This is a genomic window from Methylosinus sp. R-45379 (genome assembly GCF_001644125.1).
Taxonomy (GTDB): Bacteria; Pseudomonadota; Alphaproteobacteria; order Rhizobiales; family Beijerinckiaceae; genus Methylosinus.
Map to the genome: position 1 here is coordinate 21050 of NZ_LUUM01000201.1, position 13039 is coordinate 34088.

At 66.6% G+C, this 13039-nt stretch carries 14 protein-coding genes; 4 read left to right on the forward strand and 10 right to left on the reverse strand.

Annotated elements, in window-relative coordinates; genetic code table 11:
* Positions 1-55 precede the first annotated feature (55 nt).
* Together A1351_RS08435 and A1351_RS08440 are read right to left on the reverse strand one after the other, a co-directional pair.
* Positions 56-1696, reverse strand: a complete 1641-nt coding sequence (locus tag A1351_RS08435; RefSeq protein ID WP_064032756.1) for a copper resistance D family protein — start codon at positions 1694-1696, stop codon at positions 56-58.
* 3 nt (positions 1697-1699) lie between these two features.
* Positions 1700-2071: a copper resistance CopC family protein gene (locus A1351_RS08440; RefSeq protein WP_024880530.1), complete on the reverse strand. Its 372-nt coding sequence runs from the start codon at positions 2069-2071 to the stop codon at positions 1700-1702.
* Between the two features lie 149 nt (positions 2072-2220).
* Here A1351_RS08440 and A1351_RS08445 point away from each other — a divergent pair, with 149 nt between their 5' ends.
* Positions 2221-3147, forward strand: coding sequence for a glycine--tRNA ligase subunit alpha (locus A1351_RS08445; protein WP_024880529.1), 927 nt, complete (start codon positions 2221-2223; stop codon positions 3145-3147).
* A 177-nt stretch (positions 3148-3324) separates the two neighbouring features.
* A complete protein-coding gene (locus A1351_RS08450; RefSeq protein ID WP_134188079.1) occupies positions 3325-3648 on the forward strand; it encodes a hypothetical protein in 324 nt (107 codons plus the stop codon).
* Between the two features lie 6 nt (positions 3649-3654).
* On the opposite strand, the gene A1351_RS08455 is transcribed toward A1351_RS08450, so the two are convergent.
* The 4 genes from A1351_RS08455 to A1351_RS08470 all read right to left on the reverse strand — a co-directional run bounded on the left by A1351_RS08455 (position 3655) and on the right by A1351_RS08470 (position 7207).
* The gene (locus A1351_RS08455) at positions 3655-4212 is read right to left on the reverse strand and encodes a gamma-glutamylcyclotransferase (RefSeq protein WP_064032757.1); all 558 of its coding nucleotides are present in this window, start codon (positions 4210-4212) and stop codon (positions 3655-3657) included.
* A gap of 80 nt (positions 4213-4292) precedes the next feature.
* Entirely contained in the window at positions 4293-5594 is a 1302-nt protein-coding gene (locus A1351_RS08460; protein ID WP_064032758.1) for a capsule biosynthesis protein, read from the reverse strand.
* A 61-nt stretch (positions 5595-5655) separates the two neighbouring features.
* Positions 5656-6690 (reverse strand): hypothetical protein, encoded by a 1035-nt coding sequence (locus A1351_RS08465; RefSeq protein WP_024880525.1) that lies wholly within the window; start codon positions 6688-6690, stop codon positions 5656-5658.
* Between the two features lie 259 nt (positions 6691-6949).
* Positions 6950-7207 (reverse strand): hypothetical protein, encoded by a 258-nt coding sequence (locus A1351_RS08470; protein WP_024880524.1) that lies wholly within the window; start codon positions 7205-7207, stop codon positions 6950-6952.
* 315 nt (positions 7208-7522) lie between these two features.
* Between A1351_RS08470 and phaR the strand changes: the two genes are divergently transcribed.
* Positions 7523-8143 carry a polyhydroxyalkanoate synthesis repressor PhaR gene (gene phaR / locus A1351_RS08475; RefSeq protein ID WP_024880523.1) on the forward strand — a complete coding sequence of 207 codons (621 nt, stop codon included), beginning with the start codon at positions 7523-7525 and terminating at the stop codon, positions 8141-8143.
* Between the two features lie 112 nt (positions 8144-8255).
* On the opposite strand, the gene A1351_RS08480 is transcribed toward phaR, so the two are convergent.
* The 3 genes from A1351_RS08480 to gloB all read right to left on the reverse strand — a co-directional run bounded on the left by A1351_RS08480 (position 8256) and on the right by gloB (position 11449).
* Positions 8256-10049 carry a bifunctional diguanylate cyclase/phosphodiesterase gene (locus tag A1351_RS08480; RefSeq protein ID WP_024880522.1) on the reverse strand — a complete coding sequence of 598 codons (1794 nt, stop codon included), beginning with the start codon at positions 10047-10049 and terminating at the stop codon, positions 8256-8258.
* Between the two features lie 171 nt (positions 10050-10220).
* On the reverse strand, positions 10221-10673 hold the full coding sequence (locus A1351_RS08485; protein WP_024880521.1) for a cupin domain-containing protein: 453 nt from the start codon (positions 10671-10673) through the stop codon (positions 10221-10223).
* Positions 10674-10675: 2 nt separating this feature from the next.
* The gene (gloB, locus tag A1351_RS08490) at positions 10676-11449 is read right to left on the reverse strand and encodes a hydroxyacylglutathione hydrolase (RefSeq protein WP_024880520.1); all 774 of its coding nucleotides are present in this window, start codon (positions 11447-11449) and stop codon (positions 10676-10678) included.
* A gap of 101 nt (positions 11450-11550) precedes the next feature.
* Between gloB and A1351_RS08495 the strand changes: the two genes are divergently transcribed.
* The gene (locus tag A1351_RS08495) at positions 11551-12306 is read left to right on the forward strand and encodes a class I SAM-dependent methyltransferase (protein WP_064032759.1); all 756 of its coding nucleotides are present in this window, start codon (positions 11551-11553) and stop codon (positions 12304-12306) included.
* A 7-nt stretch (positions 12307-12313) separates the two neighbouring features.
* Here the strand turns inward: A1351_RS08495 and A1351_RS08500 are convergent, their stop codons facing one another.
* The gene (locus tag A1351_RS08500; protein WP_024880518.1) at positions 12314-13021 is read right to left on the reverse strand and encodes an alpha/beta hydrolase; all 708 of its coding nucleotides are present in this window, start codon (positions 13019-13021) and stop codon (positions 12314-12316) included.
* Positions 13022-13039 lie beyond the last annotated feature (18 nt).

The following is a 13039-nucleotide window of genomic DNA, read 5'->3' on the forward strand; positions in this document are numbered from 1 at the left end:
CGGGGTCCAAAATGCAGAATTTTCATGGGCGCATGAACATTCTGCATGAGTGAAATCACGCTTCCCGATAGGCGAGCAGCATCAGGCCGGCCAGAGTGAAGGCGATGGGCCAGACGATGCCGGCGATGCGCGCGCCGCGGCCTTCGAGGCGTATCTCCAGCCAGCGGGCCGAGGAGGCGAGCAGGCCGACCAGCGCCAGCGGCGTATGCGTGACCTCGATCAGAAACTCTTCCCTTATGTTGGAGAGCCCATGCGAATGGGCGAGCAGCAGCGCGCCGCCGACGCCGGTGATGAAGGGGAAGGCGAGCGGCGCCCATTGCGCCTTCACGCGCCGCGTCCGCACGCGCCACTCGAAGATTCCGAAGCCGATGATGAGCGCGAGGAAGATGCGATGCTGAGCGATCTCGGGGTCGCGCAGGCTCTCGATGAGTCCGAGCTGGCCGAGCGGCCAGACGGCTTCGTCGGCGCGCAGAAACAGGAAGCCGGCGAGGCCCAGCATCAGCATCGGCCAATGGCGCGCGACGGGGGAAAGGCGGCGCCAATGCTCGAGCAGCGCCAGCAGCCCCATGGCGGCGACGAAGAGCCCGGCGATGTGGTGATTATATTCCGACCAGGCGATATCCTCGGCGTTGCGCTGCGCCGCAATGGCGGCGGCGGTCGCATCATTCGTCTGTGTCGCATCTTCGGCGCGCGCGGTCTGGACCTGCGGCAACGAGACGGAGAGGGTGGAGTGATCCGGGCTCTCGAGGCGCGGCGGCCATTGTGGCGTCAGCCGCTCGACGATCTCGGCGAAGCTCACCCGGTCGCGCGCCAGATCGACGGCCGGCGGCAGCGAGGAGAGCGAGGCGGCCGCGAAAACGACCGTCCAGCCGACGCCGATCTCCACCTCCGCGAAACGGCGCAGCCGCGCGAAGGCGCCTCGATCGGCCGGGGAGCGGCGAACGGCGAGGAAATTGAGCGCGCCGAGCGACAGCAGGCCGGCGAAGAGGATGGTCTTGGCGCCCACCATCACGCCATAGGCGGCGCCGTAGAAATTCTCGACCGCGCCGATATAGACGATCGACATGGCGACGCCGCCGGCGGCGATCATCGCCACGGCGACCATTGAGAGATGCGAGAAGCGCAGGCCGATGGCGCGTTGCGCCTCGCCGTCCGGGGAGCGGGCCAGCGCCAAGAGAAAATAGGGAATGCCGCCGATCCACAGAGCGACGCCGGTGATATGCGCGAGCTCGGCGGCGATGAGGCCCGGCGGATTGTCGAGCCGGCTGATGGCGTGCGTGGCGCCGAGCCGGGCGCAGATCAAAGCCGCCGCGAAGGCGGCGAGGGGCAGGGGCCGCGCCGCGCCGCTGCGAATCGCGAAGGCGAGCGCGAGGGCCGGCGCCGCCGCGAGCGCATCGGCCTTCACCGCATCGGCGGTGAGCGCATCCGCGAAGGAGAGCTCCAGCGCGCCGACGAGCATGGTCGCGAGCGCCGCCGCATCGAGAGAGACGAGACAGGCGAGGGCGAGCGCGCTCCAAAAAACGATTCGTCCGGCGCGCGCGGCTATGGGCTCCGCCGCCGCGCCGAGCCGTTGCGCCAGCGGTTCGGCGACGAGCAGCAGAAAGGCGACGCCGCCGACGGCGAGCGACAGCGCCCCCGAGATGGAGCCGCGCAGAATGACGCTGAGAAAGCCGTAGATCTCGATGAATTGCTGCATGGCTCAGCGGCCGACGCGAAAGGAGATGTCGCCGCGGGTGATGTGTCCGTCGACGCTCAGCACCTGCCAATGCAGCCGATAGGCGCCGCGCCGAAGATCATGCAGCCCGGCGCGTAGCTCATCGGCGGCGGCGCCCTCCAGCAGCGGAAGCACAGTTCCATGCATGTCCGGCGAGATCAGCAGCAGCCGCGAGCGGCGCGCGTCTATCCGACAGTTGAATCTCAGCTCCACATCGAGATCGGGTCCGAAGACGATCTGCGCTTCGCGCGGCGTCGATTCCGAGAGGACGGCATGCGCCTGCGCAGGCCTCGCTCCTTCGATCCAAATTGCCGCCGCCGCCCCGCCGATCGCCAAGACGATATCACGCCCCCTCATTCCAGCCCTGCGCTCCTTTGTCATCGCCGGCGGCTGGACAATAGCGCGGGCGGCCAGATAGCGCGCGGCTTTTTTGCGGGCGCCCCGCCGCGTTGACCGGCGCGCGCGCCGCGACTAGCCTGCCGGCCGCAGCATGAGGATCGATGCAAATGACCGCGCCAGACAGACTTTCTCCCACCCGCTCGTTCCAGGGCCTCATTCTGACCCTGCAGAATTTCTGGGCGGCGCAGGGCTGCGTCATTTTGCAGCCTTACGATATGGAGATGGGCGCGGGCACGTTTCACCCCGCGACCACTCTGCGGGCGCTCGGCCCCAAGCCCTGGAAGGCCGCCTATGTGCAGCCGAGCCGGCGCCCGAAGGACGGCCGCTATGGCGAAAACCCCAATCGGCTCCAGCACTTTTATCAATATCAGGTGATTCTGAAGCCCTCGCCGCCGGATCTGCAGTCGCTCTATCTCGCCTCGCTGGCGGCGATCGGCGTCGACGCGAAACTGCATGACATCCGCTTCGTCGAGGATGATTGGGAGAGCCCGACGCTCGGCGCCTGGGGATTGGGCTGGGAATGCTGGTGCGACGGCATGGAGATCTCGCAATTCACCTATTTTCAGCAGGTGGCGGGCTTCGATTGCGCGCCTGTCGCCGGCGAGCTGACCTATGGGCTCGAGCGGCTCGCCTGCTATCTGCAGGGCGTCGATTCGATCATGGAGCTGAATTTCAACGGCGGCGACGAGGACAAGGTCACTTACGCCGATGTTTTCCTGCAGGCCGAGCAGGAATATTCACGGCATAATTTCGAGGCCGCCGACACGGAGAAGCTGTTCTCCGATTTCCGCGCCGCCGAGGCCGAATGCCGCAAGCTGCTCGCTTTCGGCGACAGAGGCGAGGGCGAGCGCCATCTGATGGCGCTGCCCGCCTATGATCAATGCATAAAGGCCAGTCACGCCTTCAATCTGCTGGATGCGCGCGGCGTGATCTCCGTCACTGAGCGGCAAAGCTATATTCTGCGCGTGCGCGAATTGGCGCGCGCCTGCGGCGCCGCCTGGCTGCGCACGGAGGGCGGCTCCGCGGCGGCCTAGACCAAAAGGACCATCTGGACGAACACGAACAGTTTGACAAAAGTTCCTTTTATGTTCTAAGTTTGTTCTCGTCTTTCTTCGAGGCCTTTCGTGAGGGGCGTCATGTTCGTGGTCGATCGAGTCCAGGACCGGGGCAGAAGGCCGGCTGCCGCAGCGTCGGTCATTCGCGGAGGCGGATTGGCCGCGCTACATGCGACGCCGCTGCGCGAGCGCTTCTATTCCTGGCGCGCCGGTCGCGGCGAACGCTATGTCTGCACGATATTTTCGGCGGAAGAGGAGGCGCTGGTGGCGGGCTTCGCCCGCGCGGTCGTCATCGGCGTAGCGCGCGAGGGCGCGGAACGCCGGCCGGTCTGCGTGCTCTCGACCGAGGAATTCGATGCGCCGAGCGGCCGTCTCGCGCGCGCGGCGGCCATCGCTCTCGGCGTGAACGAATGGCATGTGCGCTTTTGCGCTCTGCCGGTCGAGGTCGCGCGCCACCTCGCCAAAGCCTTGCTGAACTGAGCTTTCTCAGGCGCTCTCGGCGAGGGAGGCCGTCGGCGCCGAAAGCCGGCGCACGATCTCGGCGAGCGCCGGATCGTGAATGTCGAGCTGCTGAAGATGCTCGTGCGTGTTGCGGACGTAGGAGGGATTGTCGCCCGAGGCGCCGACGCCGCCCTCCACGAGCCGAGTCATCTCGTCGATCGACAGGCGCCCGGCATATTGCTCATGGGCGCGATCGACGATGAAGGCGAGCGCGCGGGCCGAGCCGCCCTCGGCGAAGCGCAGCCCCACATTGCGCTCGATATAGACAGAGGTCACCAATTCGCGGGCGCGCAGATAGGCGATCGTCTCCTCGCGCGCCGCTCCGGCGACCCGAAAGGCGACGCCGAGGCAGGAGCCGCCATAGTCGAGGCCGAGCACGAGGCCTGGGCGCTCCCGCGTTCCGCGGTGGACATGGGAGAAGACGCAGAGCGATCGGTGGTAGCCATGCACCCAGGCGAGGGCGCTTTCGAGAAATTCGAAACCCGGCCGCCACATCAAGGAACCATAGCCGAAGACCCAGAAATCGCCGTCCATCGTCGCCATCGATCGTAAGCCTCTCCTTTCGCGCTTTCCCTTCGATTCGCCCCCCGCTAGCGCTTATCGCGTCGCCGGGCCTGCGCGGCTCACAGCCTGTGATCCTCGATCGTCGCCAGCAGCAGCACGACGATGCTCCACACGATGGCGAAGCCGAGGAAGATCAGCAAGGGGTAACTCAATCGGTGCGGATAGCGGGAAATCTCCGGCGCCGCCGGGGGAACGAAGACGGTCAAATAGATGCTCTGCCGATTGGCGCGCAATTGCGCGCGATCGAGATCGGCCTTGGAGAGCGCATAGAAGCGCTCGGCGAGCGCCTTGCGAACCTCGAGCTCCTCGAACTTCGCCAGAATTCCAGCCACGGTGGAGGTGGAGGAGCGCGCGCCGTCATTGGAGGTGAGCTTGCTCTTCAGCTCCTTGATCTGCTTCTCGGCGGAGGCGAGCTGCTCGCGCAGCACGCGCACTGTCGGCGCATCCGGCGACAATTCATGTCCGGCGACGAAAAGCTCGCTCTCGAGCTTGATCTTCTGAGCGACGAGCGGCGCCAGCAGCTTGCCGATCTCGGTTCCGGTCAGGGTCGGGTCGATGACGCCGAACTCGTCGCGGAATTTGTGCAGATCGGACAGCGTCGCCTGCACCGCCTCGAAGGCGCGGCGCACGTCTCTTTCCGCCATTGCTGTGGCGTCGCGGCGCGCGCGCTCGGAGATGCGATTGACCAGCGCCTCGCTCGCCGCGACGATGGCGTTGGCGAGCGCGTAGGCGTCCTCCTTGCGGAAGGCGCGGACATTGACGGTGACGAGGCTGGAATTGGCGTCGACCGTGGTCTCGACCATGGACTGCCAATAATCGGTCAGCTGCTCCATCGTGGCGTTGCGGCGCAGGCGCGCCCAGAAATCGGCCTCCGGCCGGCGGTAGAGGGCGCGCAGATCGAGCTTGGCCAGCACATCGCTGACGATCGCCCGGCTGCGGATGTAGCTCGTGACGATATAGGCGTTCTGCCCGGACGGCGTGAAGGTGAAGGCCGCCGATTCGCCCTTGGGCGTCGCGACGGCCTCCAGCTCGATCGCGCGCACTGCGAAACGCGTCTCGACCGCGAATTGGTCGGCGGCGAAAAAGGCGAAATAGACCGACGCCACGAAGGACGGAATGATCACGAAGGCGATGAAGCTCAGCCAGAGCGGCGGAATGCGCGTGCGGTTCTCGAGCGCGCGATTGGCCTCCGTCGCGATCCGCTCGACCTGGTCGACGATCTGACGCGCGGTCTCCGGCGCATTGGCGAGCGGCCGCAGCCATGCGGCCGGAACGAGCGCGCGCGCGGGCTTCGGCTCCAGCTTCGGATCCATGCGCGAGCGGAGGCGCTCGTCGTCGAGCGGCGGCCTGGTCTCGATCATCGGCGCCCGCCGGCGATCCGCGCCTGCGTCAGCGCGCGCTTTGCCGCGTCAGAAATCTTCGTCAAAAGGCCTCCTCGATCGCCGCTTTGGCGGTTTGGTAGATTTCGAGGTCCTGCTCCAGCAGCAGATCGACCTCCGGCAGCCGGCGCAGCTCCCGCGCCAGCTCGCCGACCGCCGCGAAATGCGGCAGCGTCGGCAGAACGCCGGGCTCTATGTCGAGCAGGGCCTCCACTTCCTCGAGAAAACGGTCCTGACTTTCCCGCAGTCCGACCACGGAAAAGCTGGCGAGAGCAGCGAGCGCCTTGGCGACGCCGTTCTTGGGCGGCGGTTCGTCCAGCGCCTCGGAGGCGAGCTGCCGCGTCAGCGGATTGGCGAGCGCGCCGATGACGTCGCGCGGCATCGAGTCGAAAGCGCGCCGCAGGCCGGAGCCGTCCGGCTCGATCTGCTGCGCGAACTCGATCGCCCGCTGATAGGTGAGCATGTCGCGTGGCCCCAGCAGCTCCTCGCCGAAGCGCGAGACATGCTTGAGCGTCAGCAGCCGCTCGGCGAGCTCGAGATAGGGGTCGTGCATCAGGATGATGGAATTGAACTTGTCTTGCAGATAGTTGGAATAGCTCGAGAAGGTCAGGCGGCCGCTGACGTAGAGCGAGTTGACGTTCTCCAGCATGAAGACCTGCAGCGCGGTCTCACGTCCATGCCGCTCCACGCCCTTGTGGAAGAACTGAAATCTATGCTCGACCTTCTCGTCCAGCCGCCACAGCGGAAAGAGATGCGTCTCCAGCCGAAACACGCGACGATGCGTGACCTCCGAGCCATTGCGCCGGCGGTAGATCATGATGCCGGATTCGGCGTCGCGAATCTCGAGGCTCTGATTCGACACGAGGTCGGGAACGATCGAGCTGTCGACGGTGAAGCCGCACAGGCCGGTGGCGTGACGGCCGGCGGCTACCAGCGACGGCCGCGCCTCGCGGCAGGGCAGCTCCGCGATCTGAATGCCGCTCTGAGTGATGCGAAGCGTCGGCGAGGCGGTATAATCGTCCGGAACGACATAGCCGACGATCTGGTCGCCACGGTCGGCTTCTATGTTGAACAACATGAGCCCAATTCCGTTTCCGGCCTGTCTCGTTCCCGCCGGCGTCCTTTAGCGCCCGTCTCGGGCGGGGCGCCGATCGGCGAATCGGCCGCCGCGCGCGCCGCCTCGGCGCGCTGTTTCGCATATGGTCGAGCGCGTCTCAAGCGCTCGGGCTCCCGGCGGCGCTGCGCCTCTCATAGCCTATTGCTGCGCTGCGGGAAACCGCATGCCGCATTGCGGCGAAAAATCGCAAAATCACCCTTTTTCCGTCAGATTTCCGCCGTCACCACCAGCCTCGACCCCAATAGCCGCCGCGCGGCCCATAGCCATAGGGATAGTCGTAACGGGCGGCGCGTCGATCGGCGGAGCGGTCGAGGTCCACCTGCATCAGGCATTTGGAGAATGGGTCGGTCCCGGGCCGGAAACCATAATTTCGGCAGCGGATGTCATCGGCGGCGCGCTGCTCGGCCAGGCTCGTGGTGTTGCAGGCCCCGACGAGGAGCGCCGCGGCCGCCGCGAGCAGCAGCTTGGTGATCGGCATGTCGTCCTCCTATGGGCGTTCGGCGAATGGTCTTTCGCAATATAGCCGAGGCCGCGGCTCTTATCGAGAGGCTCCCGCGCCCCGAATTCGACCTTTGCGGGAGGAAAAAACCTTTTCGCGACGAATTTATTGCGGGATGCGTGCGGTTGCGGCTATCGTTCGGAAAGAAGCCGCGGTCGCTCTGCGCGTCGCTGGACGAGAAGCGAGGAAATTTTGCTACGCACGCCGAAATATGAGAAGGGAGCCGGCGCTCAGCCCGCCGGAGCCGAGAAGATCGTGGCGGCGCGCCAGGACGACGGAGGCGGCGGGCGGAACATGGCCACCGAAAAAAAGCCGACGACGATCAAGAAATACGCCAATCGGCGTCTCTATGACACGGGCACGAGCACTTATGTCACGCTCGAGGATCTCGCGGCCATGGTCAAGCGCGGCGAGGATTTCGTCGTCTGCGACGCCAAAACGGGGGAGGACATCACCCGCCCCGTGCTGACGCAGATCATCTTCGAGCAGGAGGGCAAGGACGGCCAGAGCCTGCTGCCGATCGCCTTCTTGCGCCAGCTCATCCGCTTCTATGGCGATTCGATGCAGATGCTGGTGCCGAGCTATCTCGAGTTCAGCATCGATCGGCTGACGCGCGATCAGCAGAAATTCCGCGATCAGGTCTCGCAGGCGCTCGAAGGCGCGCCTTTCGGCGCGCCGACTCGTCAGGCGTTTCAGTCGCTCGAGGAGCAGGCGCGCAAGAATATGGCGGTGTTCCGCCATGCGCTGACCATGTTCAACCCCTTCGGCCTGCCAGCCGAGCCGCCCGCCGCCTCCACCGAGGCTGCAACGGCCGCCGCCGCCGCCGAGCCGCCGCGTTCCGATCTCGACGAGATGAAGCGTCAGCTCGACGAGCTGAACAAGCGCATCGATCAATTGTCGACGAAGAGCGGCTGAGCTCGGGTTTTCGGCGCGATCGGCTCGCCCTCGACGGGCGAGCCGCGAAGGCTCGGCGCCGCTCGGGGCGACTTTGCCCTCGGGGCGAGCCCCACGAAAGGCCCGGCGCCGCTCAGGCGCGCCGGGAGACGTTCTGCGACTCGCCCGGCGCCGCGACCACCACCGCCGAGCCGAACAGCGAGCCCTGGAAGTAATCGACGCCCCAGCCTTGCAGCAGCTGCGCCGTCTCCTCGTCCTCCACCCATTCCGCGACGATCTTCAGGCCGAGATGCCGCGCGAGATCGGTGAGGGTGCGCACGAAGAATCGATCATCCTGCGATTTGATGATGTTCTGGATGAAGACGCCGTCGATCTTGACGAAATCGAAGTCCAGCAGGCGCAGATTGCGGAAGGATGTGTGCCCGGCGCCGAAATCATCCATGGCGAATTTGATGCCGAGGCCCTTGCAGTCGGTGATCAGCTGCCGCGTCTTGTCGAAATCGTCGATCAGCGTCGTCTCGGTGATCTCTATGGTGAGGCGATCCGCGACGCCCGGATAGACGCGCGTGGCGTTGGCGAGCCATTCCGGCCATTCGGGATCATGCAGCGTGGCGACCGAGGCGTTGACCGAGATGCGCAGCGACGGATCGGCGCGCAGCTGCGTGAGCGCCAGCTCCAGAACGCGCTGATCGAGAAGGCGCACCAGGCCGGATTTCTCGGCGATGGGCAGAATGTCGCCGGGCACGACGATGGAGCCGTCGGCGAGCCGCACGCGCAGCAGCGCCTCGTAAAAGGCCGTATCGCCGGTCTGCGCTTGCACGATGGGCTGAAAGGCCAGCTCGACGCGACGCTCATTGAGCGCGGAAACGACGCTGTCGGAAATCTGCAGCGCATGCAGCCGCCCATTGTCGCGCGCCAGCGAGGTGGCGTAGCAGACGAGCCGATGCGCATTGCGCTGGCGCGCGGCGTCGAGCGCCTCCTCGGCGTGCTGGAACAGCACGGCCGGCGATCTTCCGTCGCGCGGCGCGACGACGGCGCCGATGCGCGCCGATACGGAAACCCCGCCGACCTCGGTCGCGAAAGGCGTTTGGGCGATCACCTCGATGAGCCGCTGGCCCGTCGATTTGGCCTGCTCGACGTCGCAATTCTCGAGCAGAACGGCGAATTTATTGCCGGCGTAGCGCGCCACGAGATCATTGACGCGCACATTGGTCCGCAGCCGCGAGGCGAGGCCGACGATGATCTCGTCGCCGGCGTCATAGCCGTAGGTGCGATTGAGCGCGAAGAGATTCTCCAGCGCGACGAGCAGAATGGCGAAAGGCTTGCGCGTCTTCTCGGGCTGTCCGAGCAGGCGCAGCGAATGTTCCGCCAAAAGAGCGCGGCTCATCGCGCCGGTGAGCGCGTCGAATTGCGCGCTGCGCGTCATCCGGCGCTCCATCTCGTGGCGCTCGGTGATGACGCGCACGACTCCATGGGCGCGGCTCGGGCGGCCGTCGCGGCCGGCGAACCATTTGCCGCAATCCTCGATCCAGACCAGCGGGCCGCCGCCGGTCTCGCGTGGCGGCACGAGCGCGTAGATGGCGTTGAAAAACACGCCATTGCCGTCATCGCTGCCGGTGGCGGTGACGATGGCGTCGAAGCGCGAGGTCGCGCTCTGCGCGCCGAGCCGCTCGCCATAGGCGCGCCCGCTCGAGAGATCGACATCGGCGAAGCTGGTCAGCACCTCGGCGAGATTGTCGCCCCAGTCGAGCCGATCGGTCGCAATGTCCCACGTATAGGCGAGCATGCCGATCGAGGCGAGAATGTCGAGCGCATCCGGTCCCGCGGGCTGGCGCGGCTCCGCGGTCGGAGCGGGCGCGGTGGGGGAGGAGGCCGGCTCCTGCAATCCCGTGGAAACCGCCTTATCGGCGAGATGGCGCAATTGCATCGGTTGGGCCTGATCGAACGAATACGGATGCAGCGAGTATTGGGGGCCAAAAGTAAACGGGTCGTTTAGCGGGTCGGCGCGGCCCCGCGGGCTCGCGGCGCGCCACATCGGCCGGCGCGCGAGGATCGCCCGTTTTCGCTCATTCGCGATCCAAAATCGGCGTGATTCGGCCTATTCCACGCTTTCGTCGCGCAGCGGAGAAAAATCCGCGGAGGCCAGCTCGAAGCGGGAGAACTCGAAGCCCGGCGCGACCGTGCAGCCGACCAGCGTCCAGGCGCCGAGGCTGCGCGCGCTCTGCCATTGATCGGCCGGCACGACGATCTGCGGCTGCTCGCCCTGCGTCACCTGCGCGCCGAGTATATGCCGCGCGCTCGTTTCGCCCGTCGCGGAAATGTCGAGGGCGAGCGGCGCGCCGGCGTAATAATGCCAAATCTCGGCGGCGTCGACGCGATGCCAGGCGGAGACCTCGCCCGCGCCGAGCAGATAATAGATGGCCGTCGAGGCGGCGCGGCCGTCCGCCACCGCGCGGGAATCACGAAAGGTCTCGCGATAGAAGCCGCCTTCCGGATGCGGCGCGAGGGAGAGCAGCCGCGCGATATCGGCGGCCGAAAGGCTCGTATCCATCGTCATCGAAACACATTCTTTCTTTCGCGGATCTGCGTGAAGACATGGACCGGATCGGCCGTCTCCATGCCGAGCGTGCGCCGCAGCTGCGGGTCCTCGGCGCGCAGGAAGGGATTTGTGGCGAGCTCGAGAGCGATGGTCGTCGGCAAAGTGGGCTCGCCCGCGGCGCGCAACGCATCGACCTCGCGGGCGCGCTCGGCGAGCAGAGGATTGTCCGGATCGACGGTGCGCGCGAATCGCGCATTGGCCTGCGTATATTCATGGCCGCAATAGACGCGCGTCTCCGGCGGCAATTCGGCGATCTTCTCCAGCGAGGCGTACATGACGTCCATCGGCGTCTCGAAGACGCGGCCGCAGCCCAGCGAGAACAGCACGTCGCCGACGAAGAGAATCTCCTCCGCCTCGAAATGATAGAGAATATGGCCGGTCGTGTGTCCCGGCGCCTCTATCACCCGAGCCGTCGCGGAGCCGACCATCACCGAATCGCCCTCGCCGACCTCGAGGTCGAGGCCGGGGATACGCGCGCGATCCTTGCGCGGGCCGACGGTGCGCGCCTTTGGAAACAGCGCCTTCAGCCCCGCCACGCCCTGGATGTGGTCGGCGTGGTGATGGGTGACGAGAATATCGGTGAGCGTCCAGCCGCGCCGCGACAATTCCGCCGCTATGGCGCGCTCGTCGGGCGCGTCGATGGAGGCGACGGCGCCGGTCGCCTCGTCCCGCAGCAGCAGGCCGAAATTATCGGTGAGGCAAATGAACTGAACGACTTCGACGCTCATTGCGCTGCTCCTGTCGAAACGTCTAGGGTCAGTGAGGCGATCGCGGCCGCGACCGTTTCACGCGCTTGCGTCGCGCCGTAGATAAATGCGAAATAGCAGATATGTCGCTCGACGTCGTCGACTTGCGGAATTTTTACGCTTCGCCGCTCGGCCTGGTGGCGCTGCGCCTCGTCGGGCGCTTGGCGCGGACCCGCTGGGAGGATCACTCCGGGCTGCGCGTGCTCGGAATCGGCTACGCCACGCCCTATCTCGTCGATTTTCAGGAGCGGGCGCAGCGCGTGCTCGCCTTCATGCCGGCGGCCCAGGGCGTCGTCCATTGGCCCAATGGCGGCCGCTCGGCCTCGGCGCTGGTCGAGACGACGATGATGCCGCTGCCCGACGCCAGCATCGACCGCGTTATCGTCGTCCATGCGCTCGAGGTCGGCGAATCGCCGCGCGACATATTGGAGGAGATTTGGCGCATTCTCGCGCCCGGCGGTCGGGTGATCGTCGTCGTCCCCAGCCGCTCGGGCCTGTGGGCGCGGGTGGACACGACGCCTTTCGGCCATGGCCATCCCTATTCGCGCGGCCAGCTGCAGAGCTTGCTGCAGGAGACGCTGCTGCTTCCCGTCTTCTGGGGCGAGGCGCTCTATGTGCCGCCCTTCGCCCGCGCGTCGCTGCTGCGCTCGGCTCCCGCCTTCGAGCGAATCGCCGGGCGCTTCTCGCTGCCGGGCGGCGGGGTCCATATCGTCGAGGCGACCAAGCAGCTCTATCGGCCGGCCGGCCTGCGTCGCGCCGTGCGCCGCGCCCTGCCGCCGCTGGACGAGGTGCTGGCCCCGGTGGGCGCCGGCGCCGGGCGCGACGCCCCGGCGCTCTGAGGAAGGCTCAGCGGGGGGGCGCGCCGCCGCCGCGGCGGCCGAACTCGACCGACAGGCCGAAGCTCCTGGCCAGAAACAGGCCGCCATGCAGCAGGCCGGCATTGTCTATGCCATGGTCGAGCCCGGCGGAAAGATGCCATTGCGTCGGCACATCGGCCTTGGCCAGCGCATTGGCCGAGAGCAGCAGCGCATCGGCCGGGATCATCGAATCCTCCTCGCCATGGACGAGCAGGACCGACGGCGGCTTGGTTCCGAATTGCGGGGGGATATCCGGCGGCTCGCTGCCTGCCACCAGAACGCCGGAATAGCCGAGAATCGCTGCCGGCGCGCGGCGCAGCCGCAGGCCCACATGCAGCGCCAGCATCGTCCCCTGGCTGAAGCCGACCAGAGCGAGCTTGCTCTCGTCCAGCTCGTTCTTGGCCAGCTCCTCAGCGAGGAAGCTCTCCAGCAGCGGCCGCGTCGCCACCACGCCGCGCCAGCGCTCGCCGGGGTCGCGCATGGTCAGCGGAAACCATTGCCGCCCATTGGGCGACAGCGCGCAGCGCTCCGGCGCATGGGGGGAGACGAAGGCGGCGTCCGGCAGGAAGGACCGCCATTGCCGGCCGATCTCGATGAGATCATTGCCGTCCGCGCCATAGCCATGGAGGAAGACGACGAGCTGCTTGGCCTTGCCGGCCTTGGGCTGAATTCGGGGGCCGTCGATCTGGGACGCCATCTCTTGATCTCGCAATTC